Below are 26,031 nucleotides of genomic sequence, written 5' to 3' on the forward strand. Positions count from 1 at the left end.
GCATGCGGAAAGATACATTGTCGGATATTAATGCTTAAATTAGCATGTATCATTTAAACATGCGGTGGCTTTTGAGATAGCTGTTTTTAACAGTTAAAAAAGGCAGGAAATAACATGGTTTTAAAGGCAACCAAAATATTGTATTTCAGTTAAGATGAGTCTAAAAATACTAATTGTAGAAGATCAGTTTATAGAGGCGAATGACCTCAAATTAATTCTCGAGGGAGCGGGGCACGAGGTATGTGGAATTGCCAAGTCTTATGATCATGCTCTTTTGCATATAGAACAAGTCCGCCCGCATATCGTTTTGCTCGATATCTTTTTGAAAGGCAAACTTACCGGGTTAGATCTTGCTGTTTTACTATCAAAAGAGAATATACCCTTTATATATCTTTCTGCCAATTCCAACCAGGCTGTGCTTGAAGAAGCTAAACTAACCCGTCCTTATGGTTTTCTTGTAAAACCGTTCCGGGAAAGAGATGTACTTGTCGCACTTGATATTGCGGAGTACAAGCACAGGCATCAGGCAGCTCTTTTTAACAAACAGGAGGGCCTGTTAATGACGATCCTGGCAAGTATTCTTGGCGAACAAAGCGGAACCCGCGAAAAGCTTGTTAAGCTGGCACGGGCTTTCAAAACCTTTATACCGTTTGATTTTATATTTATTGATACTGACGCTGACAGTAGCGATAACAATTCGCTCTTTTCTTTAAAACGGATTGGGTTTGACGAATACGAAACTCATGACTGCCGGAAGGTCGAACTGGAATTTCAGCTTGACCAAAACGAATATAGGCAATGGAGAAGTGTAAATTCCAGCCATCAGCAGATCATATTAGAGAATTCGGAAGAACTGGAACTCTCATGTAAAAAAGATGCCTTTTTAAACATGCTAATTGAACGTTCCGGTGCAAAGTCAAGGATCATCGTTCCCTTGATTGCGGAATCGGGATACCGGATGAGCATACGGTTTTACAGCAAGGAAAGCGACATGTATACACTTGATCATAGGGAATTGCTGCTACCGATACGCTCTCTCTTAGCGATGGTGATCGACAATATCGGTCATTCTGGCTTATTGATAAATAACAATAGCAACGACGAAACTCATCGATTTGCAACAAAGATTCCCAACATTAACAGTATCATTGGAAATAGCCCTAAGCTCTTACGGGCGCTCGATCAGGCAGTTCAGGTTGCCAACTTCGACATGACTGTACTGATTCTCGGCGAAACAGGTGTTGGCAAAGAAGGACTCGTCCAGGCCATACATCAATTATCCGGAAGGGCGAAAAGACCTTTGGTCAAAATAAACTGCGCTGCAATTCCGGCAATGCTCATAGAATCGGAACTTTTTGGGCATGAAAAAGGCTCTTTTACCGGCGCTTACGAACGACGGCTTGGTAAATTTGAACAGGCACAGGGAGGAACAATTTTCCTTGATGAAATTGGGGAATTGCCTCTTGAAGTGCAAACGAAACTATTACGGGTGCTCCAGGAAAAAGAGCTGGAGCGGATCGGAGGACGCGTTACGATCAAAATTGACGTGCGTGTAATTGCTGCGACCAACAGAAATCTGCAAAAGGACGTTATAGATGGACGCTTCAGAATGGACCTTTTCTACCGTTTAAATGTTTTTCCAATCCTACTCTCTCCACTCAGGGAACGCAAAGAGGATATCCCATTGCTTACTACATATTTTTTGGAGCAGCATGCCGCTCTTTCGGGAAGTGAACCCAAAAAGCTTACAACTGCCGTAATGCAGCGACTCATGAATTATTCCTGGCCGGGAAATATCAGAGAGTTACAGCATACCATAGAAAGAAATGTTGTTCTGAGTCCTTCAAATGTCATTTCCCGGATTGATCTCCCTGAAGACGTGATCGCCCTGGAAGCCCCCGAAGATCTTCAGCAGGGGAATTTTCGAACAATTGAAGAAGTAGACCGTGATCATATAATTGCCGCACTGAAGAAGTGTAATGGGCGCGTATCGGGCAAAGGTGGAGCGGCTGAGATATTGAATCTTCCTGCCACAACGCTAAACTCTAAAATGAAAAAACTCGGTATAGCCTGGAAATACATCTATTGATAAACACCTATCGCTTCTACAAACCTGATCGCCCGTATTAAGGAATCGGACCTATCTGGTTTAGCCAAAACTTCCACGATCAAAAGAGAAGCGAAACTAAATGTGTCATTAAAAATAACAATAGATGACACAGTAAAATGGTGGTTGTTAATACTAACGATCAAGCTTGACTGTAATAGTTCAATTGAACTGCCGACGCAACATGTATTAAATCCTCTTTCGTTTTTAAGTACTGTTTATAACCCTCCGCAGCCCTGTTGAATATCGCTGTAATCCATCATGAATTCCTGAAATTTCGTTGTGTTTGATACTGGCTCAATTGTAAATCATTGATTTGCAATGCCAAGTCATTTGGTACAACTATTTCCTCTACTGTTAACAATAACACTAAAATCGTCGGGGTGTTACTACTCTCGTTCCTTTTATTAACGTGTCCGTTATGGTCATCGCTCAGCCAAAAAGGAGAGGCTTGATCTGATCGGGTGCAAGATTACGCCGACGGTAGAAAACTAACAAACGAACAAAAAACGCCATCTATGCCAATTAACCGCTTCCCCACTGTCGCCGGTATTAAAGTACCCGACAGCAAAATCGCCAATGAAGCCACAGAGCTTCTTTTAAGCCACGGCAATGAGTTTATTTACAACCATTCATTGAGGGTATTTCTGTTCGCTTCACTAAACGGTGAGCGAAACAGCCTGGATTATGATCCTGAGTTATTGTACGTAAGTGCCATTTTTCATGACCTTGGCCTTACAAAAACTTTCAGCAGCCCAGACCTTCGTTTTGAGGTTGATGGCGCCAATGCCGCAAGAAATTTCCTGAAAAGCCATGGGCTGCCGAACGATTCATTGCAGCTAGTATGGGACGCGATTGCCTTACACACAACTATCGGTGTGGCGGAGCATAAGGAAAATGAAGTTGCACTGCTTTACTCAGGCGTGGGGCTCGACGTTATGGGCGACGGTTACGAAAATCTTAGCAACGCTCAACGCGAAGAGATCATTACCGCTTTTCCGAGAACAGATTTCAAGAAGAAAATCATCCCACAGTTTTTTGAAGGGTTTGAACATAAAACCGAAACGACTTTTGGCAATATCAAAGCTGATGTCTGCGCATTTATGATACCCAACTTTCACCGGAAAAATTTCTGTGACTGCATACTTCATTCACCCTGGAGCGAATAAACATATACTGATAACTATGGATATTTTTGAAGCGACACGCGCAAACCATACCAATGAACTCGAAACGGCACTGATCAATACGGATGTTAATGCTGTTGATTCCCGGGGCTCAACGCCACTTATTATCGCTGCCTACTACAACCACGTCGAAGCCGCAGCGGTGTTGCTTCAAGCAGGTGCTAACCCTGATCTTCCGGATGCCATGGGCAACACTGCACTAATGGGCGCTTGTTTTAAAGGGTACGCTCAACTTTCCAAAATGCTGCTCGATGAAGGTGCGGCGGTAGATGCCGTTAATGGGAATATGGCTACCGCACTGACATTTGCGGCGACGTTCGGGCATATTGAGCTGGTCAGGCTCTTGCTGGACCGGGGGGCAAATCCAATGATCCGTGACCTGACCGGGAAGAATCCCGTCGATCACGCCCGGGTTCAGGAGAATGATTCCTGCTATGAGATTTTAGCCGCCGCTGCAAACGATTTTATTCGCGAAACAAATACCAAGTAACCCTTTCAAATCTTTATATGGATAACAACAAGAATCTCACTACCAGGCAAGGACACCCTGTAACAGACAATCAAAATACACGCACGCTTGGCGATCGTGGACCTGCCACCCTGGAAAACTATCAATTTATAGAAAAGATGGCCCATTTTGATCGCGAGCGAGTACCAGAACGTGTGGTACATGCGCGCGGCGCAGGGGCACATGGCATCTTTGAGTCTTATGGAATGGTCGGCGACGATCCAATCTCGAAATTCACCAGAGCCAAACTTTTTCAGGAAGCAGGTAAAACAACACCGGTATTTGTACGATTTTCGACCGTAATTCACGGAAACCATTCACCGGAAACGCTTCGTGACCCGCGGGGTTTTGCAGTAAAGTTTTATACTGAAGACGGAAACTGGGATCTGGTGGGCAATAATCTTAAGGTCTTTTTCATCAGGGATGCTATCAAGTTCCCCGATTTTATTCACTCATTTAAACCTGACCCGCTAACAAATCTTCAAAATGGCGGCAGGCAATTTGATTTTATCAGCAATTCACCGGAGGCCCTCCACATGATTACCTGGCTATTCTCTCCATGGGGTATACCAGCAAATTATCGTGAAATGCAGGGCTCGGGAGTTAATACGTATAAATGGGTAAATGCTGATGGTGTTGCCGTATTGGTAAAGTACCACTTTGAACCGCTTCAGGGCATCCGCAATCTTACCTCTAAGCAGGCCAGCGAAATACAGGCCACAAATTTCAATCATGCGACCCAGGATCTTTACGAAGCTATAGCCGGAGGAAACTTTCCACAATGGGAACTTTATGTGCAGATCATGTCAGACGACGAACATCCTGAATTGGATTTTGATCCCCTGGATGATACTAAGATATGGCCCAAGGAAACTTTTCCATGGTATCCAATCGGCAAGATGACGTTGAACAAAAATCCGGAAAATTATTTTGCGGAGGTAGAGCAAGCTGCATTTGGCACCGGCGTCCTGGTAGACGGCCTTGATTTTTCAGACGATAAAATGCTTCAGGGCAGGACGTTTTCATACTCCGATACTCAACGCTATCGTGTCGGAACCAATTATTTGCAGTTGCCAATTAATGCACCGAAAGTTCAGGTCGCAACCAATCAGCGTGACGGTAGTATGGCTTACAGCGTCGATGTCGCTCCGGGGGCAAATCCCCATGTTAACTATGAACCATCTAGTAATAATGGGCTTAAAGAAGCTCCCAAAAACTATCCGGACCATGAACCTTACTATGAAGGAAAACTCGTTCGTAAAAGAATAGAGCGGACTAATGTATATACACAGGCCGGAGAACGATACAGGTCATTTGAAGATTGGGAACGCGATGACCTGATAGCCAATATTGTTAGTGGGCTGGAACAAGCCGAAAAACAGGTGCAGGATAAAATGATCGAACATTTTACGCTTTGCGATCCAGATTACGGCCAGCGCGTAGCGAACGGATTAAAAAAATAATAAGCTCAATCTCTTGATGCCGGGTTAAACGATGTACTCAATTGGCCGGCATCACCTTAAACTTCTATCTAATTACCAAAACATGAATCCATTTGCAGAAATCTTCGGCAAACAACTTGCCTATTTTAATACCGATGTAACCAAATCCTATGAATGGCGTATCGATCAGCTTGACCGCATGGCCAGGATGTTGAGTGAAAATGAAAAATCCTTTCAGGAAGCTATTGGAAAAGATTTTAAGACCTCATTCGCAGAGCAGCTTTTTGAAACCTCAGGAACATTAGGCTCCATTCAAAATACCAAAGCCCAGCTGAGGTCATGGATGGAACCGGTCGAAATTACCCCTATTCCTAAATTTCTCGCAGAGAACGGCTACAAAGGAATGGTTTACAGAGAACCTTTCGGTGTTATACTTGTCATCGGTCCATCCAACGGCCCTTTATTACTTTCGTTGCGGCCGGTCATTAACGCGATAGCGGCAGGAAACCCGGTTATCCTGAAAACAAGCGAATCTTTACCTTATTCGGGCCGTTTGCTCCTTGACCTGATACCGAAATATTTTGAAGACTCTTCTTTTACCGTAATCCCAGGTGGACGCCAGGAGATTACTGACCTGCTTCAGTTACCTTTTAGTTATATCTTTTTTACCGGCAGTTCAAAGGTCGGCAAGGTTGTTATGAAAGCGGCTGCGGAAAATCTTACTCCGGTGCTGTTGGAATTAGGAGGGCAAAATCCAGTTATCGTCGACGAGACCGCTGATGTCAAGGATGCTGCAAAAAAGGTTGCCTGGGGGGCGACCGCCTGGGGTGGACAATGGTGTACCTCTCCGGGATATGTTTGTGTACATGAATCCATCGCAGAAGAGTTTATCGCCGAAGCTAAACAGGCGCTTATTGACATGTACGGAACCGAGCCCCGCAACTCACCGGACCTTTCAAGGATTGTGACTACAAATGCCGTATCCCGGCTAGCCGAATTGGTCGATCCGGATAAGGTTGTTGCCGGCGGTGATTACGATGTGGAAAGCCGGTATTTCGCGCCGACAATTGTATACCCTGTTAGTTGGGATGATAAAATCATGGAAGATGAGGTTTTCGGCCCGGTTCTTCCTGTGATCGTTTACAGCGATATCATTGAAGTCGTAAAAAAGATCAAATCAATGCCGAAACCACTATCTGCTTACATTTTTAGCACAAATGAAAAACAGATTGCCTCATTACTTAATTCAATTTCGTTCGGCGGAGGCTGCGTGAACGAAGTGAATATATATCTGTATATCGAAACCTTGCCCTTCGGTGGAGTGGGGGCCTCTGGTATTGGCAGTTATTACGGGAAATGGGGCTTTGATACGCTAACGCATCCTAAGTCAGTACTTATGTCTCCTGCGGACAAAGAAATATCTCATCTTATTCCGCCGTATGATCAGCAGAAAATTGAAGGCCTGGGCAACTGGCTATATTATTAGACCCAGCATTATCATTTCTCCTTGATTGATTGCTGCAATGTTTCAAAAGTCAATGCGGTATGAGTGAGTCTATCAAATCATACCGCATTTTTAGTTTTATAAAAAATCGCCGGCCTCGCCGAAGGTCAGCTTATTGTCATATCAAAAAGAGTACTGATGTGTCGTGTCAGGCTTGACTGGACATCCTGTATGTTTGCCCGGTGTCCTAACTCAGCCTCCATAGAAGTAGTTGCCTTATCACTGATCCCGCAGGCCACGATGTCATTATAATATGTTAGATCTGTGTTGACGTTCAGTGAAAGGCCATGCATGGTCACCCACCTGCTGCAACGTACCCCCATCGCGGCAATTTTGCGCGCATTGCCATTGTCCGCATCGAACCAAATCCCAGTGAATCCAGGATACCTGCCGGCTGACAATCCAAAATCAGAAAGGGTGTTGATTACGGCTTCCTCCAATGTCCTCAGGTAAAGATGAATGTCTGTGAAGAAATTATCCAGGTCTAAGATGGGATAACATAAAAGCTGTCCCGGACCATGGAAGGTAACATCCCCCCCGCGGTTGATATGGTAATACCGGGCGTTCCGCGCATGTAAGCCTTCCTCATCCAGCAATAAATTGTTGACCTTGCCGCTCTTTCCAAGTGTATATACATTGGGATGCTCGCAAAAAACTAAATAATTAGACGTTTGGATATTTTGTTTGGCAATTTCCGGGTCATTTGTAGCGGACAGTTCCAGCTGCCTCATATCTATTTTATGTCTTATCGTTTTTTCAAATATTTCTTCCTGTTTATCCCAGGCTGATTTGAAATCTATGAGTCCCCAGTCTTGTAATTCTACCGTTTTATTCTTCATTAAACTGGTTTAACTTATACATTTAAAAATTCTTTTATTTTCTAAAATTGCCGTTGGCCCCTAAAACCGGTGTAAATGACCACTCATTATTTCCAGAAAACCAACGGTCTGTCGGGGCGCGGCAATCTTTGATTATTTACTGTTGGGCAGACCTCCAGCCACCTCCAACAGCCCGATATAAATCAACCCTTGCATCAAGTTCAGATTTTTTAACGCTTGAGAGTTCCAGCTGGCTTTGTAAAACGCTGCTTTGCGCCGTAATTACCTCGAGATAAGTCGCCAGGCCATTGCCAAACAGCATCTGTGAATTTCTGGTTGCCAGCTCAAGCGTGCTTACCCGTTCTGTTGCAAGATTTTGTTTTTCGCGGAACTTATTAATTTTTACAAGATCATCTGATACTTCCCCTACTGCTGCCAATACCGACTGTCTAAACCTGATGACCGATTGCTCTCTTCGTACTTTAGCTACCTCGTAATTTGTTTTAAGCCTTCGCTGGTTTAAAAGCGGCTGGGCTAAACCAGCGGTAACAGCGCCGAACAGGGATGAGGGAATGTTGAACCAATTACTTGCCTTAAAGGCATCGAGCCCGCCCTGCGCTGTGATAGTCAGCGAGGGATACATACTCGCTTTCGCGTAACCGACCGCCGCGTTTTGTTGTTCGATATCGAGTTCGGCAAGCTTAATGTCGGGCCGGTTGCCCAACAGGTCGGCAGGAACACCCGCCGCAAGGATACCCTCGGAGGAAACTTCGGTAAGCCTGCGCTTATGAGGGATTTCAGCAGGGTACTTCCCCGTTAAAATACATAACGCATTTTGTTGGGCGTTGAGCTGTTCTTCAAATTGGGGAACAAGGCCAGCAGCCTCAAGACGCTGCGCATTAGCCTGCTGGATGGCAAGGGATGTGACTTTTCCGGCGGCGTACTGCAGCTTGATCATCGACAAAGTGCTGTCGTTTAATGCTACATTTTGCCTGGCAATTTGAAGTTGTTCATCCAACATCAGCAGATTATAGTAACCCTTGGCTACATCGTTAACAATTTTGGTTTGTACTGCTTTTGTCGCCTCCTGTGTTTTAAGATAGGCTGCCAATGCCCCTGCACTCTGGCTCCTGATCTTTCCCCAGAGGTCTGCTTCCCAGGAAAGAGAAGCAGATACCGTATAATCTTCAATATGCTTCTGATTCAAATATTGCCCAAGGCTTAATCCGTTCAGGCTGTTATCAGATGGACGGCTGGTATTGGCAGTCGCCTGGGCATTTACAGCCGGGACATTATTCCATTTGCTTTGCTTTAGTACCTGCGCCGCCGCATCAATATCTTTAATAGCAACCTGTAGATCGAAGTTATGATTGATCGCATCGGAGATCAGCTGGTTTAATTCAGGGTCATTAAAAAACTTTTCCCAGGGAAGCCTTGCAATACTGGATGTATCAGTCGTTGTGTTCGCGTAGGCCTCAGGCACCCGAACATCCTTTACAGTCACATCCTTTGATACTTTACAGCCGGCAAAAATGGCCACAGTCGTTAGAAGCACAACCAGTGATGTATGTTTTTTCAACGTTTTCATTTTTATTTCAATTGAGGTTCTTCAAATTTTCCTGCCAGGGCAAACTCGGTATCGTCATCCTGGTGAATGTTCATTTTTAAGCGGAGCTTTTCCTGTAAGGATTGGAAAATCACAAATAGCACGGGAACAAGCAGTACACCAAGCACAACACCTGCCAGCATACCGCCAACGGCAGCATAGCTGATAGAATGGTTACCCTGAGCGGACGGGCCTTCCGCAATACTCATCGGAAACAATCCGAAAATAAAGGCGAGTGAAGTCATGATAATCGGGCGTAAGCGGAGTGTCGAAGCTTCTACGGCAGCCTGCACGAGCCCCATCCCGGTGCGACGGCGCTGAACGGCAAACTCAACGATAAGAATTGCATTTTTCGCGAGTAAACCAATGAGCATGACCAGCGCTACCTGAACATAGATATTGTTATCTATCCCTTTCATACCAATCATCGCGAATACACCAAACACGCCAGTTGGGATCGATAGAATAACTGCAAGCGGCAGGATATAACTTTCATATTGCGCCGATAACAGAAAATACACAAAAACGAGACAGAGGATGAAAATAATGGTTGATTGTCCGCTTGAGGTAATTTCTTCCTTAGTCTGTCCGGAGAACTCATAAGTGATATTGACCGGAAGCCGTTTGGCAGCCAAATCCCGGATAGCTTGTATAGCCTCCCCGCTGCTGTGCCCCGGCTTAGGAATAACGTTAATCTGGATAGAATTAAAAAGATTGTAACGGGAGGCCGTTTCCGAGCCAAATACTCTTTTCAAGGTAACCAGGCTATTAACTGGCACCATGTCCCCATTAACATTCTTGACATAAACGGCATTCAACGAACTTAAGTCGCGCTTGTTTTCGCCGTCAGCCTGCAGCTTAACCCGGTAGTATTTACCAAACCGATTAAAATCAGATGCTTGAATCGTGCCAAAATATCCCTGGATGGCTGACAGAACATCCTTGACTTTCACTCCGAGTTGTGTTGCCTTATCATCATCCACGCCGATTTCATATTGCGGATAATCGGCCTTAAAGGTTGTAAAAGCGGCTCCTACGGCTGGCTGTTTATTTAACTCTGCAATAAAACTGTTGGCATCATTAGAGAATATATTAAGCGGACCGCTTGATCTGTCCTGAAGTTCCATATCTATTGCTTCAATATTACTAAAGCCCGGAATCGTTGGATTGGAGAATGCGTAAAACGAAGCTCCTCTTATTGTGCCGTTAAGTTCTCCGTTTACTTTATTGATAATTTCATTGATGTCCTTTACCTTGCCTCGTTCTTCTTTCTGTTTTAGCCTCAGGATGACGACTGCCGACGAAGGACTGTTCGACGTGGTTAAAAGGTTAAACCCTGGAATGCCTACCACATGCAGCGCCGATTCTTCTTTGCGGAGTATATTTTCTGCCTGCCTTACGATTTCATTAGTTTCGGTCAGTGACGTACCGGACGGTGTCGCAGTCGCTACAAATATCAGCTCCCCGTCTTCGGTTGGAATAAAACCTGTCGGAGTCGTTTTAATCATCCAGCCGGTAGCAATAATGACTATAACCAAACCTCCCAGCGCTATCCACTTTCTCTTGATTAAAAACTCAATTATACCGGTATAGCGGGTTGTTACCGCCTTGAAACCAACATTAAATACGTTAAAGAAACGGCGGGTATAGGTCTTTTTCTTGGCATCGCTATCGTTTGCGATATGTTGGTTTTTAAGAAACAACGCTGCGAGGGCCGGGCTCAAGGTTAAGGCGTTTACCGCAGAAACGACAATCGCGATAGCCATTGTAAATGCAAACTGCCTGTAAAACAACCCTGTAGAACCCTTCATGAATCCCACTGGCAGGAATACTGCTGCCATAACCAGCGTGATGGAGATAATTGCACCGGTAATTTCGTGCATTGCCTTTATCGTAGCTTGTCGCGCAGGAAGATGTTCATGTTCCATTTTAGAGTGTACCGCCTCGACAACGACTATGGCATCGTCGACTACGATACCAATCGCCAGCACAAGCGCAAAAAGCGTAAGGAGGTTAATGGTGAAACCGAAAATGTACATAAAGAAGAAAGTAGCAACAATTGCCACAGGTACGGCGATAGCCGGGATAAGCGTTGAACGAAAATCCTGCAGGAAGATAAAAACTACTATAAATACGAGCGCAAAAGCCTCCAGCAATGTATGTTCAACCTGGCTTATGGATTCATCCAACGTATGCTTATTGGTAACAACAAGGTGGTAAGAAAGCCCTTTCGGGAATTTCTTTGAAACCTCGGTCATTAATTTACCAACCTCTATCTGTATTTGGTTGGAATTAGAACCTGCAAGCTGTATGATACCCAAGCCGGCACTTATATGTCCGTTGAGGCGTAAATTCGACGCATAAGTAACTGACCCTAACTGAACCCTGGCTACATCTTTCAAGCGTAAGATCGAACCGTCTGAATTACCCTTGATCGGAATATTTTCGTAATCCTCAGCTTTGTTTAATTTGCCTTTGTATTTCAGTACATATTCAAAAACTTCATTGCTCAGATCACCAAAACGCCCCGGGGCCGCTTCAAGACTTTTGTCCTGGATAGCCGCGGCCACTTCATCCGGTGTAACATTGTGGACACGCATCAATGAGGGGTTCAGCCAAACCCGCATGGAATAATCCATAGTTCCGCCAACTAATGCAGCCTGTCCGACACCTTCAATACGCCTGATTTCAGGAAGGATATTGATGGAGGCATAGTTGTCAAGGAAAGTCTGGTCGTATCGTTTGTCATCAGCATTAAGGCCAATGATTTCGATAAAGCTGTTTTGCTGTTTTTGGGTAACAATGCCCTGCTGAACAACTTCCGGAGGCAGTTGACTGGTGGCCTGCGAAACGCGGTTTTGCACATTTACAGCTGCCTGGTCCGGATTGGTGCCCAGTTTGAAGAATACGCTGATGGTCAGCGTACCGTCGTTACTGGCGACGGAGGACATATAGGTAATATTTTCAACACCATTGATGGCTTCCTCCAGTGATGGTGTCACTGATCTCAAAATGGTTTCCGCGTTTGCACCCGGATAAACCGCACGCACAGCAACACAGGGAGGAGCTATTTCCGGAAATTGCTGCACGGGTAGCTGGCTAAGCCCCAGCGCACCGAGTATGAGCAATAATATGGACACAACGGTGGCCAATACCGGCTTACTTATGAAATTCTTTAACATGATTTTCAGATTTGGGAGTCGGTTATTTATTTAAAACAGCAATTTTTTCTACAGCGGCTTCCGGGTGAATGATCATGCCTTCCTGTAGTGTACCTATGCCTTCAATGACAACGCGGTCCCCGGCTTTTAATCCGTCACCAACTAAATAAGCTTTACCTGCTTTACCAGTTATGCTGATAAATACCTTTTTGACTTTATTGCTGTCGCCGACCGCGAATACGTAAACCTGGTCCTGCAATTCCATTGTTGATGATTGAGGAATTGTTAGCGCAGTTTTATGTAAAAGCGATAATTTGATTTTCCCTGTGTTCCCGTCACGAAGCAGCCCTTGCGGGTTTGGAAAAATGGCCCTCACATCGATAGCCCCTGTATTTTTATCGAATTGCCCATCGATCATATCGACCCTGCCCTTTTCCTGAAATTCTTTACTGTCAGTTAGCACCAAGGAGACAGGTGCCAGCTGCTTGATTTTATCGTCGAGTGTCGCGCCGGGGTATTGATCCTTAAAGTCAACGAAATCTTTCTCTGCAAGCGCAAAATATACATGTACATTGTGCACATCTGATAAAGCGGTAAGAGCAGCAGGATCATTTGGACCGATCAGATTTCCTTTTTTTCTAAGCATGCGGCCGATATAACCGCTTACCGGCGCTTTGATCAGCGTATAATTTAAATTAATCTGCGCTGTCGTGATGTTCGCTTTCGCTTGTTCAATATTTGCTCTGGCTATATCAGCAGCTGCTTTCGCATTTTTTAATTGATAATCTGATACAACTTTATTTTGTACAAGGGGTGTTAGCTTCTCCACTTCAAGGTCAGCATTTACAGCAGCACCTTGGGCGGCATGCAAACTGGCAATAGCATTTCCTAAAGCTGCCCTGAATGGTCTTTCGTCAATTCTGAATAATGGTTGGCCTTCTTTAACGAAAGCTCCTTCGTCTACGAATACCTCTTCAAGTATCCCGCTGACTTGCGGACGGATATCTACATTGTCTACACCCTGAACAGATGCGGGATACTCCTGAAAAGTGGTCACCTCTTGTGGTTGAACTGTCACGACCTTAAGCGAGGGCGGTGAAGCAGGCTGCTGCTTTGGAGCTGTAGAGCAACCGTACAACACGGAGCCTAATAGTGTGGAAATAAGGATCTTTTTCATGTTTTTATATTTTATTGTGGTCATTTTATTTTATTCTATTTAATAATAGCAGGCCGCCATAACCGCTCTTAGTGCTTTCGATGGAATTTTTGTGTGTTCCGATGCCGCCTCTTGCCATGCGGTTGGTGATTTTCGCTTCCTATCGTTTTTTTTAAATTTTCATTATGTATTTTCTATAGTTATGCCAATGGTTTATGCATCTGATTTACAGGGTTTTATTATTTACAATAAAAAAAACCTAACGTTGTGCCGTTAAATCAGCGAAGCGATAATTGTCATCCCGTCTTGATGTGGTAGATCGACGGTCTCATTTAAGACGCCATAATTGCCAGCCCATGAATTCCGTCAACCAATACTCGTTTGTTGAACTGTTCGGAACTGCCGCGCTTAATCAGGTTCAGTGAAATGAGGCCGTGGACAAGCGACCAGCAGGCGAAATACCTGCGTTCAGTTTGACTAGCGTCCTGGTTCGACTGCCCGAGCATCTTGGCGATTACCGGCATCACCAGTTCGGAAATCGGCGCCGTCACTTCTGATTGGATGAGCTTGTCGCAACAAAAAGTTCCGACACCGAACATGAGCTGATACCGTTCCTTTTGAGAGAATGCAAAATCCCAGTATGCGAGCCACATTCGTTCTAATTTCTGTACAGGATCCGATATACCCTTTGCTGCAATCTTCATCACGCGGTTAAGCTTCGAAAATCCGATCCTGCTGAGCTCAGCCAACAATGAATCTTTGTTATCGAAATATTCATAGATTACCGGCGGAGTGTATTCTATCAGGTCCGCAATTTTTCTCATGCTCAAGGCTTGCCAACCCTCCTGGCAGACGATCTCCATGGCTGCGTCTAAAATGCTGAGCCTGGTTGCTGCTTTTTGCCTGTTCTTTCTTTCTAATGTTCCCATTATTCAACTTTTCAAGAGCTAAAAATGATTAATAGTAAATAGTCAACATTGACTATTTTGTTAAACAAAGATTACTCTTTAACAGGTGTTTACAATGACGCTGCTGCTGAACCAAAAAACAGCAAACGACATTTAGCTTTCAATTAAACAACTATCTAAATAATTTTAAATAATTGATAAGCAGATTATTATGTTAAATTGTAAGAAAATCTAACAGTAGTATTTTTTCTATCGGCCGAATCTTCATTGACAATCGATTGACAATGCTCACTTTGTATATGACATTGAGATGTTCAAAAAAAAGACTCTACGTTATATTTTTGTTCAACAAAACAGTCAATTCATGACAAAAAAAGGCGAGGCTACAAAACATTCAATCATTGAAAAAGCCTCTGACTTATTCAATGTGAAGGGTATAGCAGGAACATCTATCGAGGATGTTTTAGCGTTTGCAAAAGTTACGAGAGGTTGCTTACTCGGGCACTTTAGGAATAAAGAGGAACTGGTATTGGCAAGCACAGATTATTTGCTCAATACCAATCGGGAACCAAGGTTAAAAGTTTTGGAGAGTGGGCGATCTGCAAAAGAAAAAATATGGCGCTTTATTGATATGCACAAACAACCACTGAGGACGCCTGTATTTGGTGGATGCCCGATTATGAACCTTTCGGTCGAGGCAGACGACACTAATCCTGGTATTTCGAAAGTACTTCGCAAAGAAGTTGATGATTACACAGATATGCTTATTGAAATTCTTGAAGCCGGAAAAACCAACCATGAGTTTTCTGGTACACTTGAGCCGGAAGAATTCGCATATAAAATGTTTACAGCGATCGAAGGGGCTTTGCTCTTTTGTCGGATCAAAAATTCTCAAAGGCCAATGAAAGCTGTGATTTCCAGTTTAAAAAAGGAACTGGAATCGTTCTGTATTTAATGACGGTTAATTCTTAGAATGATGATTTCAACTAAAATAAAGCTCACTAAGGCAGATCGAACGAAACAGTATATCATTGAAAGCATGTCCGATGTTTTCAATAAAAAAGGATACTCTGGTACGTCGATCACTGATATAGAAGCCACCACCGGGTTATCTAGAGGCGCTATTTATGGAAACTTTGCAAGTAAAGAAGAAATTGCCCTGGCCGTTTTTGATTTTAATTTCGCCAAAACCCGGAGTGCCGTAGATAAGATGATGGAACGCGAGAGAAGCTTTCATGCTAAAATAATGGTGCTGGTGAATGTCCACAAATCCGTTAATGATAATCCGCTTTTTACTGCCTGCGGTTCTTTACTATATAATTCCCCCGATACCGATGAAATCAGCGTACTAATGAAAGACCGGGCGATAAGTGCTGTTCTTAGAAAGGAAAAAACGGTGGCTGATCTTATTCAAATGGGTATGAAATCAGGAGAGTTTCGCAAAGAAACAGACCCAAAGCAAGTCGCAATTGCGATCATTTCACTATTGGAAGGCGGTTTAATGATCTGGCGCAAGAGTGGCGATTCGATTAGGATGTCACAGGTGATTGCTTCAATCGAAGCACTGATGGAAAGCATCGCTAATTAACATATACATCTGTTCCAATATTTATGAAAACATTTAGTCTGCCGAAAGACCACCAGTTGACGAGTGAAAACCGGGCATTATTTCAACGCTTAAATGAACTTTTTGGCTACGTTCCAAATTTATACAGGGCTATCGCTTATTCTGATAACGCTGTAAAAGCCTATTTAAACCTCCAACATTTCGATTCATCGTTAAATGCCCGACAAAAAACAGTTGTTAACCTCACTGTAAGCCACCTTCAACAAGGTTATTACTCTTTGAAAGCTTACAGTACCCTTGCCCTGCAATTCGGATTTAACCGGGAGCAGGTAGAAGAGCTGGCAAACGGGACCGCCTCTTTCGACCTTAGTTTACAAGCATTGATCAACTTAACTACTCAGGCCGTTAATAATCACGGTAATATTGAAAATGCTGAACTTGAGAAATTCTTTGACGCTGGCTATACTGAGGAACAATTAGTTGACGTCATGATGGCTGTCGGCGAAACGACGATCGCTAACTATCTTTATAACATTGTTAGATTCCCGATGGATTTTAACTTAAGCGACCGCGATGGAAATTAAATATTACTACGCCTGAAGATCTTCGGTGATACAGCAAATTTCCATAGAAACCTGCTGTACCACCGTTCTGAAATTATTCAGACAGATGATTTCCCTCCGTATTTCCATTGCTCACTGCCGGGAGAACTGCAAGGGTAATCCACACCAACAAAAGACTTATAATTATACTGCTGATACCGGCGACAAATGCACGGTTAAAATCCGGATGCCCCGGATGCAATTCAGCAATGTAAAAGAATATCCCCCCAATTATGCTAACCCCCAGGGCAGATGCCGTCATCTGGAAAGTGCTATATACTCCGGCCGCCGCGCCCGCAAATTTTTGAGGAACACTTCTGAGTGTGATGTTTAAAAGGGAAGAAAGCACAAAACCATTCCCAAAGCCGTAAAAAGCCAGTAAGCCATAAACGACGAAAACATCAACACCTGATTTAAAAAGGATAATTTGGACGGCAAACCCAATGATCATAAGTGTTACCCCGAACTGCACAATTCGCTTTCCATACTTAGGGATCAGCTTCGAGCCGATGAGCGACGCCGCTGTGAATGTGACGCCGGATAACGCAAAAAACAAACCTGATTGCAGCGAACTATAGCCAATACCATTTTGAAAATATAAGGCAGTTATCAGAAGATATGCAGTATGCGCCATATACTGGAAAAGTACCGCAATCAATCCAAGGTTAAATTGCCTGTTTCTGAAAAGGGTCACATCGATAAGGGGATTGCCTTTTTTGCGCAGCTTCCGACGCTGGTCACTGATAAATAATGCGAAAATAACAAAGGAAAACAGCAGTAAGCCAATGCTCCATAACGGCCAACCGTGTTCCCTTCCCTCTACTAGTGGAATAATTAGGGAGAAAAGGCTTGCAGTTAGAATAACCACGCCGGAATAATCAAAAAGTTGTTCGTGATTTTTTTTAGTTTCAGGCAGCAACGCATGCGTCGCGACCAGCGCCGCTGAACCAATTGGTAGATTGATGAAAAATATGAGTCTCCAGCCCGCAACGAAAGTATGTAGTTGCGATAAATAGCCACCAAGTACCTGCCCTAAAGTTGCTGCAAGCCCAAGCGTAATACCGAAATAGCCGATAGCCGTTGACCGTTCCTTATGATCTGTAAAAAGAACCTGGATAAACGCGATGGATTGAGGCATCATAAATGAGGCGCTTACCCCTTGGAAAAAGCGGAACAAATTGAGCTCAAGGGGTGTCTGCGCTAATCCGCAAAGGCAGGAAATGAGCGTAAAGCCGAACATTCCCCAAAAAAACACTCTTTTTCTTCCGAAATGATCCCCGGCTCTTCCCCCGGTTATCAGAAAAGAAGCGTATCCAAGCAGATAGCCGGCAATGACTAGTTGTAATTGTCCGTCCGAAGCTTCAAGCCCTGTTTTTATTGAGGGAATCGCTACATTGATAATGAAGGTATCAACAACCGATAATAGCGGAGCAGTTAATATCACCATTAATGCAAGCCAGCGTGAGGTGGCTTTAATCGTGTTATCCGGGCTGGCAAAGCTTGGTGTTTTTCTGTTGGTCATGGAATAATATCAGGCGGGTTACCCGGTCTGTTTTATGATTTATAGTTTTATATTAAAGTAAAGCGGGCATCACACATAAGCATGAACGGTCGTTATAAAAAGCAAGGGCAATCGCTTTAACGAAATAAAGTGCCGGCAATTGGGATGAAATTTTATAATTCAATAGTGCTACCTATTTCCATCAGAAAAAGTTCGATTCCCGCTGCTTCAAATTCGGCGACTGCTTTCTGACGATCGATTCTGATACTTGCAAAAGTGTCGTAATGAACGGCCAAAACTTTATTCACGCCTACAAACCTGGAAGCCTCAATTGCTTCTTGAATCCCCATAGTCAGCACATCCCCAATTGGCAAAACTGCGAAATCCAGCTTGGCCCATCGCGTAATGAGTTGCATATCCATTGTAAGACCGGTGTCTCCGCTGAAATAAAAATTTCCATCTGCGCTTTTAAAGACGAAGCCACAGGCAATTCCTCCATAAGTACCGTCGGGAAGACTACTAGAGTGAATGGAGGAAACACATTTTACCGTGCCGAAATCTGCCGTGAACTGTCCGCCCGGGTTGATTGGACGAACGTTTTTCAGATCTTCCCTTTTGAAATAATCCGTCAGTTCCCAGTTTGAAATGACGACCGCACCTGTGTTGTTGGCAATACGTTCAACATCTCCAATGTGATCGAAATGGGCATGAGAAACGAAGATGTAATCTGCCTTAATCTGATCAACATCAATATCTGACGCAAATTGATTTGCTGAAATATAAGGGTCAAATACTAAATGTTTGTTTTGGATCACAACCGAAAAGCAAGAGTGCCCATAATAAGTGACTTTCATGATATTAACGTTTATATCGCTAAAACCAAATCGGTGCCGGATAATAAGGCGCTGTTAAACAATATTATAAAAAAAAACCTGATGGAAAACTTCAGGATATTTCGTTAATCACCCATTACTGAAGTCGAAATACCGTCGATTGGTCAAGGCAAATTCAGCCTGATATCCAATGTGCGCGGTTTTAGCCGATCAGAAAACTTATGAGAGTTGCCAGCCAGCCCTTCATTATTTGGGAAAGTTATTCACTTAATTACTGGTTCACTTTATGAAAATATCAAACGGAACAATACTGATGACAGAGGAAGATTTGGGTACTAACCTTTGATATTTATCACTAGTCATTTGAAATTGATAAGTCTGGCGATGAATACACGCTGATATTTGATCTGATCAACAAGGGTTGTAAGCAACATTAAGATAAGATCATGTTTTCAGATATTAAAATTCCGCTCATTAGCATAATTCGCCCCTCAGAAGTGCTCGCCCGCGAAAAATGTGGAGAAAGGCTTTATGACCATGTAATGTGTTATTATTCCTTCAAAGAGCTTCATTCACGGCAACACTCTAGCACAGATATTTAAAATTTTATGTTTCTGCCTGATCATTTCTTTTCACAGAATAATAGCTTTTGGAAGAATCCGCGAAATGAAACTTAAAAGCATTGGCAATTAAGACTAAGGTTTACAATGAACTCAATTTAAACATTTGAAAGTGAATAGCATGAAAAATGGCATCGAGTTCCATTTAATAAAATAACGGCGACAATTCAGGGTGCCAGCAAAACGAGTCGCAGACGAAATGTATCTGCAGGTTCTTAAAGGAGATTTTATGAAGTATTTTATAATTTTCATCATTTTCGGTTTTTTCTTTCAACATTCTTCGGCTCAGGATACCGCCTCTCGCGTGATAACCATTGAGCAACTGTTTGAAATGACAGAAGTCAATGCGAAGTTGCTTTCGGTTTCTCATCAAAGTATTGGTATAAGCGGCAACAGGATCGAAATTGCAAAAGCAGACAGGCTACCGGAAATAGGGGCGTCTGCTGATTTGGGTTATCTAAGCACAATTGCGATACTTAATCCCGATTTTTCTTTTCATTCCAATGTCACTACGCCGCACGTATCCAATAATTACTTTATAGGAGCAAGTGAGATATTATCGAAGGGAGGCTTCATTAATCACAATGTCCAGCGCGCAAAACTCGTGGAAGAACTCGCGTCACTCAATTACGAGAAGGATAAACAGGAAATTAAAATCCTTCTCTTAAGCAAATACCTTGAACTTTACCAGTTTTTTAACGGACGAAAAATATATCTCAAAAATATTCAATTGGCTCAACGAAGGCTTGGAGATTTGACCAAATTGCGAAAGCAAGGACTCGTTACCCATAATGACCTAATCAGAAACCAGTTACAAATAGCTGATTTTAAGCTAGACCTTGACCATATCGAAAACAATATCGACATCCTTAACAATGATCTCTGTGTAGTATTGGGCATATCTCAACAGACGCATATAACTCCTGACACAACCCTTATTAATAATATTATAGCGGAAAAAACATTATACGATTACCAGCAATCTGCGTATGCAGAACAACCAGAAATGAAAGCGGCTAAAATCAACGAAAAAATCGGTGAGCAAACCGTAATAATGGAAAAGTCTGCCAGATATCCGGTGCTCTCGCTATATGCCGGCGACGCACTCCAGCGCCCGTTTTTACTTACACTGGAACCGTTAGACATTTATTACAATGCTTATCAGGCAGGTATTAAACTTCAATACAACATATCGTCAATATACCATGCAAAAGACAAAATCAGGCAGGCTAACCTGGAACTGGCACAACAACGCACCAGGTCGGAGTTGCAAAAACAACAAACGGAAATAGGCGTAAATACAGCGTATACGAAGTTTAAGGAGGCAAAAAATGACTATAAAACACTAGAGATAAGTCTTGAATTAGCGGACGATAATTTTCGGGTGGTTGAAAAAAAATACATCAATCAACTCGCGCAAATAACGGATATTCTGGATGCGAGCACTGCCAAACTCGCCGCAGAACTTCGGCTGAGCAATGCGAGGATCAACATCATCAACCAATGGTACAGATTACAAAAAGCCAGCGGAAACTTTTAATAAACCGTTCAGAACCACAAAAGCCATGGAAACAGAAAAAAACTTACCTCAATCAGTTACACAGGAAACCAAACCGAAAAAACAGACAAGACGGGTTTGGCTTTTCAATATCATTTCACTTATTGTTGTGCTTATGGCTTTGACATGGGCTACAATAACATATTTTCACTTGGATAAAACAGTCTACACTAACGATGCGCAGGTAGAATCATACATCAATCCGATTAATACCAGGATTCAAGGTTATATACGCACGATTAATTTTTCTGAACATCAACATGTAAGAAAAGGTGATACGTTAGTAATATTAGATGACCGCGAATATAAAATCCAGGTAAAACAGGCGGAGGCTGTTGTACTGGATGCGAAAGCGGGAAAAATCGTAATTAATGTCACCGAAGATGTTGCAAGAAATGGCGTGGCTATTTCAACTGCCAATATTGCTGAAATCAAATCAAGACTTGAAAACGCCGAAGTGAATTTCCGGCGCTATGCGAACCTATTAAAGGAAGATGTTATCACGCAATTCCAATATGACCAGCAAAAAACTGAAAGGGATGCGCTAAGGGCTAAATATGATGCGCTTATCCACGCCAAACAAGGTGCTAAATTCACGAGCGAGGAAATCGGGAAGCGGATTGACGTAGCCAAGGCCGGCATTCTCCGTGCAGATGCTGCACTTGACTATGCGATGCTAAATCTTTCCTACACGGTAATCACTGCACCGTATGATGGAGTTGTGGGACGAAAGATTATCGAAGAAGGACAATTCGTTCAGCCGGGACAAACGATGGTAAATATAGTGAGGGGCGACGAGCGGTGGATTACCGCAAACTATACTGAATCGCAAATGGCTTCGATAACGCCAGGCGAAAAAGTAAAAATTCATATAGATGCTTTCAGCAATAAGGTATTTTACGGCCGGATAACATCCATGGCCGGTGCTACCGGCAGCAGATACTCCGCAGTCCCCGTTGACAACTCCACCGGTAATTTTGTTAAAGTCCAACAGCGCTTTCCTGTACGAATTGATTTCATCAACACCACGGAAAAAAACAACATTGAACTGCTCCGTGCAGGAATGAACGCAGAAGTGGAATTAATTAACTAAGCCTCAATGGAACCAAATAAAATATTCCATGAATGGGTGCATGAAAAGCTGCATTTATTTCTTTTGATCCTTTTACTAAGCGCGATCTGTTTGGCGAATGGCGTTGTTGGTGCAGGGTCAACATATATGGTAGGCAGCTTAAGCGCAATTCCTGCTGATATCACGATGGCTTCCTATTCCTATGCGATAGGACTGGTTTGCGGAATTCCAATGGTTTTGTCTTTGAAACAGCATTACAGCAGTAAGATCATCCTGATATCCGTGTTTAGCTGCCTTGTTGTGGCTAACGTTGCATTGGGTACGACTGATCAGCCGCTTATGCTTGTCATGATATCTTTTGTAACTGGTTTTTTGAAGATTGTCGGCCTTTTAGAAATCCTGGCAACGCTTCTGCCGATACTGATGCCAAAGGGAGAACGCCATCGGCTTTACGGTGTCTACTACCCGGTAAGTCTCATTATAGCACAGTTAACTGCCATCGTATTTGTATGGCTGGCAAATACTTTTAACTGGCAAATCAGTCAGTTGTTTCTAAATATTCCCCTGTTTTTTGCATTGCTAATCATTATCTTTTTAGTCCATCCCAATTTTCCCGGCAAGCGCGTCACGCTGGTAAATTTCGATTGGTTCGGATTGGTTTTTGCCGTGATATTTATGCTGCTGTTAAATTATGTCTTAACCTATGGGCAGGTAAAGGATTGGTTTGTTTCCCGTGACATTTCTGTCGCTGCAATTTTTTGCCTGATATCTCTTTTACTTGTCGTTGCGCGCACTTTTATCGTAGATAAACCATTTCTTGATCTCTCAATATTTAAATATCCTAATGTGTCCATAGGGCTGGCGATGATGTTTATTCTTGGCATTTTCTTTGGCGCAGGTAACCTACAAACCGCAATGATCAGTATCATTGTTAAAAATGATCCTATCGAAAGCACCAAAATCTCCTTGTATATGATACCTGGCTATATAGTAGCAGCAATATTAGGTTACTTGTATTATACCAGATTTCAGGACTTTAGAATTATCATTATAGCCACGGTGACTTGTTACACAATTTCTTTTATACAACTATATTTTCTAACTACAACACAAACAACCTCTGCAGATTTTTTCGCTCCCCTGTTTTTCAGGGGTATCGCCATACTATTGTCTTACATGGCGATTGGGATTTACGTGGCCAACGGTATTCCTTTTTTGCAGTTTTTTTCAGTGGTGTTTTACTATCTGACTATACGCCAATTTATCGGGCCGGTTATATTTTCATCTTTTTTCTCTAATTTCTTCTATCATCGGACGATACGAAATATTAACTTACTGGCATCAAAACTTGATCTTGCAAATAACTATCAACAGGATCGTTACAAACCCATTTACAATAATGCCATAAAATCCGGGCTTGGAAGTGAGGGCGCGGTCAATTCATCTATAAAAAGCATGTATAGTGCAATTCAAACGCAAGCCTCATTACTAGCTATAAAAGAAGCATTTGGATTAATTATAATTGTTGGTTTGCTTTTAATCTTATGTTTGATACTTTCAAAATTTATTTGGGTTAAAGATAAAACCGACTCCACCGGTTTTGTGATACCATAGTGGCAATTCGATATTTTACGATCACCTGATGAGTTGCAGAACATCTTTTGTGATAGGTGACATTCCCTGAATATGATTAAAAATCCAATGCCTTCTTTAAACTAGATTTACCAAAGGGTAATATTTGTAGTCGAGTCAAGCCAGCCTATCCTAACCGAAATTCGTGAAAAAGGGGTAAAGCATTCCTCTTGGGGTTTACTGATAATCATTTTCGTTACCACTTGCAGTAAATTAACGTCCCATCGTAATAACCCAGAAGTTGTTAATTAATAAATAACTGTATATAAGCTACTTGGCGTATCGCACGCTATTTGCATTAATCACGGACTTGTATCGTGTCGCGCACGAAAATCGGCATGGCGCAAATGACATCAGATCAATGAACCAGTTATTCAATCGCTTTCAAATTTGAACATGATGATATCCCAAGCGAAAAATGTGTGTTTGAATGCAACAAACGATATCCAGGAATACGTCAATGAACACTTGCTGTCCATATATTGCGTTTACCGTCATCTGGAAGAAAGGTTATCCGAGATTGACATGAACACTGATTTCGCAGATATCAAGCCAGCTTTATCAGAAGTAATCCAGGAATCGAAGGGCATTATCAAGAAATTCCAACAGCTATTCCTCGTCATTAAATTTCAGCCAGAGCCGGAAAAATGCAATCTTATTGTCAAGCAATTAGACGATTATTTCGCTCGGGTCCAACTTAGAAGCTGGCATAAATTAACAAGAAATGTTAACCTGCTCACTTACTTTCAATACGGCGAGAATAAAGTCTATTTATCGTCCATTTTTCTGAAAGAGATCTCAAACATTTACGGCATGTCTCATGTCGACGAATTATTGGGCATACAACAATCAGTTACTCCAGCATGCGCAGCCATTAAATACAAATTGCGGCGTCAGATAAATCAATGAACATCCCGGCACATTTTTATTGTCGCCCCTTTTGTTTTAAAAAAAGAGTTTAGTGAGTATAGTAAGGGGATATCATCAGGTAAACAATGACCCCCGTGAGACTAACATATAACCATATTGGCATGGTCCATTTAGCAATTTTCCTGTGTTTTGGAATATTTCTGTTTAACCCGAAACCCATGGTGACCATCGCTAAAGGAACAATAATAATAGCAAGCGGAATATGAGTTAAAAGAATGAACAGGTAAATGGCTCTCAAATACCCGGGGCCGCCGAATTTGGTAGAGGGAGTCGAAAAGTGGTACAATAAATAAGAAATCAGGAAAAGGGACGTAAAAGCAAAGGCAAGGAAAACAAAACTTTTATGCCTTTTAATATTCTTTTTTTCAATAGCTGATAGCGCGGCCAACAATGACAAAAATGTCAAGCCATTCATAACAGCGTTAAAAAGTGGCAATAGGGAAAAATTATACCCTCTGAGCACTTCAAGCTTTGGAAGAAAAAAAGCAATGATGATCAAACCATTAATTACGAGTGTTAATATCCAGATCAGTGGTTTGTAGTTTTTCTGTATCATAATTATTTATTATTGACGTGAATCAGGAGTTTAGTCGAGCTTAAAGAGCTATGAAACATACCAGGTGGTCTGTTTTGGCACTAAGCACCTCTATTCACTGTCGGCTTTGAATTTTTGTGTAATGTGCTAAATGAATTATTTAAGTGAATGGAGATAGTTTTTGAACTGATTCAGGAATGATGAGTAATATTCCCTCCCGTATATCTTTCCGATATTCCTGGCCCCGCTGTAACCAGCAATTATATAAAGTGCGATCTGTTCAGCGTTGTGATCTTTGGATAACTGGCCGGCATTTATGCCCTTATTAAGAACATGCCCGATTGCACTTTGCCACTCAAAAAGCTGCAACTTTAAGGTTTTCTGAAAACCTTCGCTTAGTGGTGCCATCTCATCGATAAGATTTACAAGAGGGCAACCGTATTCGACCTTAAAGAAAGTGTGATCGTTTAGCATCGCTTTCATCATACCATAAATAGCCTCCCTAAAATCCTCATTTCCTTCCAGGGGTTTGATGATCAATGGTCGTATAGCCTTGTGGATAACCTCATTGACGGTAGCCAATCCCATCTCTTCCTTGTTCTTGAAGTGATAGTAAAAAGCACCTTTAGTCACCTGGGTAGTCGCCAGAATATCATCAACGCTCGTTGCCTGATATCCCTTACGATAAATCAGATCGAATGCTTTTTGCAATATTTCGGATCGCGTTGTTTGAGCTTTTGACATTTACATACCGCCTGGTATCCGACAAAGATATTGATGATTC

The 26,031-nt window shown here is 42.6% G+C and carries 20 protein-coding genes and 1 pseudogene; 12 read left to right on the forward strand and 9 right to left on the reverse strand.

All coding sequences use genetic code 11. The features are described from left to right. The first annotated feature begins 154 nt into the window (after positions 1-154). The 5 genes and pseudogenes from SNE26_RS24275 to SNE26_RS24295 all read left to right on the forward strand — a co-directional run bounded on the left by SNE26_RS24275 (position 155) and on the right by SNE26_RS24295 (position 6,730). Positions 155-2,089 carry a sigma 54-interacting response regulator gene (locus SNE26_RS24275; protein ID WP_321556445.1) on the forward strand — a complete coding sequence of 645 codons (1,935 nt, stop codon included), beginning with the start codon at positions 155-157 and terminating at the stop codon, positions 2,087-2,089. A 536-nt stretch (positions 2,090-2,625) separates the two neighbouring features. Then, positions 2,626-3,276, forward strand: a complete 651-nt coding sequence (locus SNE26_RS24280) for an HD domain-containing protein (protein WP_321556446.1) — start codon at positions 2,626-2,628, stop codon at positions 3,274-3,276. A 16-nt stretch (positions 3,277-3,292) separates the two neighbouring features. Then, entirely contained in the window at positions 3,293-3,784 is a 492-nt protein-coding gene (locus tag SNE26_RS24285; protein ID WP_321556447.1) for an ankyrin repeat domain-containing protein, read from the forward strand. Between the two features lie 35 nt (positions 3,785-3,819). Next, positions 3,820-5,262 (forward strand): annotated as a pseudogene (locus tag SNE26_RS24290) (catalase); the annotation flags it as partial. An 85-nt stretch (positions 5,263-5,347) separates the two neighbouring features. After that, on the forward strand, positions 5,348-6,730 hold the full coding sequence (locus tag SNE26_RS24295) for an aldehyde dehydrogenase family protein (protein WP_321556448.1): 1,383 nt from the start codon (positions 5,348-5,350) through the stop codon (positions 6,728-6,730). 125 nt (positions 6,731-6,855) lie between these two features. Here the strand turns inward: SNE26_RS24295 and lipB are convergent, their stop codons facing one another. The 5 genes from lipB to SNE26_RS24320 all read right to left on the reverse strand — a co-directional run bounded on the left by lipB (position 6,856) and on the right by SNE26_RS24320 (position 14,418). Continuing rightward, positions 6,856-7,587: a lipoyl(octanoyl) transferase LipB gene (gene lipB / locus SNE26_RS24300; RefSeq protein WP_321556449.1), complete on the reverse strand. Its 732-nt coding sequence runs from the start codon at positions 7,585-7,587 to the stop codon at positions 6,856-6,858. Positions 7,588-7,723: 136 nt separating this feature from the next. Next, a complete protein-coding gene (locus SNE26_RS24305; RefSeq protein WP_321556450.1) occupies positions 7,724-9,154 on the reverse strand; it encodes an efflux transporter outer membrane subunit in 1,431 nt (476 codons plus the stop codon). Positions 9,155-9,156: 2 nt separating this feature from the next. Then, a complete protein-coding gene (locus SNE26_RS24310; protein ID WP_321556451.1) occupies positions 9,157-12,354 on the reverse strand; it encodes an efflux RND transporter permease subunit in 3,198 nt (1,065 codons plus the stop codon). Between the two features lie 22 nt (positions 12,355-12,376). Then, positions 12,377-13,510: an efflux RND transporter periplasmic adaptor subunit gene (locus tag SNE26_RS24315; protein WP_321556452.1), complete on the reverse strand. Its 1,134-nt coding sequence runs from the start codon at positions 13,508-13,510 to the stop codon at positions 12,377-12,379. Positions 13,511-13,821: 311 nt separating this feature from the next. Continuing rightward, on the reverse strand, positions 13,822-14,418 hold the full coding sequence (locus tag SNE26_RS24320) for a TetR/AcrR family transcriptional regulator (protein ID WP_321556453.1): 597 nt from the start codon (positions 14,416-14,418) through the stop codon (positions 13,822-13,824). A gap of 289 nt (positions 14,419-14,707) precedes the next feature. On the opposite strand from SNE26_RS24320, the gene SNE26_RS24325 reads away from it, so the two are divergent. The 3 genes from SNE26_RS24325 to SNE26_RS24335 are packed head-to-tail and all read left to right on the forward strand — an operon-like array spanning position 14,708 to position 16,548. Next, the gene (locus SNE26_RS24325) at positions 14,708-15,352 is read left to right on the forward strand and encodes a TetR/AcrR family transcriptional regulator (protein ID WP_321556454.1); all 645 of its coding nucleotides are present in this window, start codon (positions 14,708-14,710) and stop codon (positions 15,350-15,352) included. 18 nt (positions 15,353-15,370) lie between these two features. Next, complete coding sequence (locus SNE26_RS24330) at positions 15,371-15,985, forward strand: TetR/AcrR family transcriptional regulator (RefSeq protein WP_321556455.1); 615 nt, start codon at positions 15,371-15,373, stop codon at positions 15,983-15,985. A 23-nt stretch (positions 15,986-16,008) separates the two neighbouring features. Beyond that, entirely contained in the window at positions 16,009-16,548 is a 540-nt protein-coding gene (locus SNE26_RS24335) for a carboxymuconolactone decarboxylase family protein (protein ID WP_321556456.1), read from the forward strand. 73 nt (positions 16,549-16,621) lie between these two features. On the opposite strand, the gene SNE26_RS24340 is transcribed toward SNE26_RS24335, so the two are convergent. Further along, positions 16,622-18,088, reverse strand: coding sequence for an MFS transporter (locus tag SNE26_RS24340; protein ID WP_321556457.1), 1,467 nt, complete (start codon positions 18,086-18,088; stop codon positions 16,622-16,624). Positions 18,089-18,240: 152 nt separating this feature from the next. After that, the gene (locus tag SNE26_RS24345) at positions 18,241-18,921 is read right to left on the reverse strand and encodes a metal-dependent hydrolase (protein WP_321556458.1); all 681 of its coding nucleotides are present in this window, start codon (positions 18,919-18,921) and stop codon (positions 18,241-18,243) included. A gap of 828 nt (positions 18,922-19,749) precedes the next feature. Here SNE26_RS24345 and SNE26_RS24350 point away from each other — a divergent pair. The 4 genes from SNE26_RS24350 to SNE26_RS24365 all read left to right on the forward strand — a co-directional run bounded on the left by SNE26_RS24350 (position 19,750) and on the right by SNE26_RS24365 (position 24,691). Continuing rightward, a complete protein-coding gene (locus tag SNE26_RS24350; RefSeq protein ID WP_321556459.1) occupies positions 19,750-21,060 on the forward strand; it encodes a TolC family protein in 1,311 nt (436 codons plus the stop codon). A gap of 25 nt (positions 21,061-21,085) precedes the next feature. Next, positions 21,086-22,171 carry an HlyD family secretion protein gene (locus SNE26_RS24355; RefSeq protein WP_321556460.1) on the forward strand — a complete coding sequence of 362 codons (1,086 nt, stop codon included), beginning with the start codon at positions 21,086-21,088 and terminating at the stop codon, positions 22,169-22,171. Positions 22,172-22,177: 6 nt separating this feature from the next. Further along, positions 22,178-23,764: a hypothetical protein gene (locus SNE26_RS24360; RefSeq protein WP_321556461.1), complete on the forward strand. Its 1,587-nt coding sequence runs from the start codon at positions 22,178-22,180 to the stop codon at positions 23,762-23,764. A gap of 543 nt (positions 23,765-24,307) precedes the next feature. Continuing rightward, positions 24,308-24,691 (forward strand): hypothetical protein, encoded by a 384-nt coding sequence (locus SNE26_RS24365; RefSeq protein WP_321556462.1) that lies wholly within the window; start codon positions 24,308-24,310, stop codon positions 24,689-24,691. A gap of 49 nt (positions 24,692-24,740) precedes the next feature. Here the strand turns inward: SNE26_RS24365 and SNE26_RS24370 are convergent, their stop codons facing one another. Both SNE26_RS24370 and SNE26_RS24375 read right to left on the reverse strand, forming a co-directional pair. After that, complete coding sequence (locus SNE26_RS24370) at positions 24,741-25,211, reverse strand: DUF420 domain-containing protein (protein ID WP_321556463.1); 471 nt, start codon at positions 25,209-25,211, stop codon at positions 24,741-24,743. A gap of 192 nt (positions 25,212-25,403) precedes the next feature. Next, positions 25,404-25,991 (reverse strand): TetR/AcrR family transcriptional regulator, encoded by a 588-nt coding sequence (locus tag SNE26_RS24375; protein ID WP_321556464.1) that lies wholly within the window; start codon positions 25,989-25,991, stop codon positions 25,404-25,406. Between the last annotated feature and the right edge of the window lie 40 nt (positions 25,992-26,031).

This window comes from Mucilaginibacter sp. cycad4 (genome assembly GCF_034263275.1).
In the GTDB taxonomy this organism is placed as follows: Bacteria; Bacteroidota; Bacteroidia; order Sphingobacteriales; family Sphingobacteriaceae; genus Mucilaginibacter.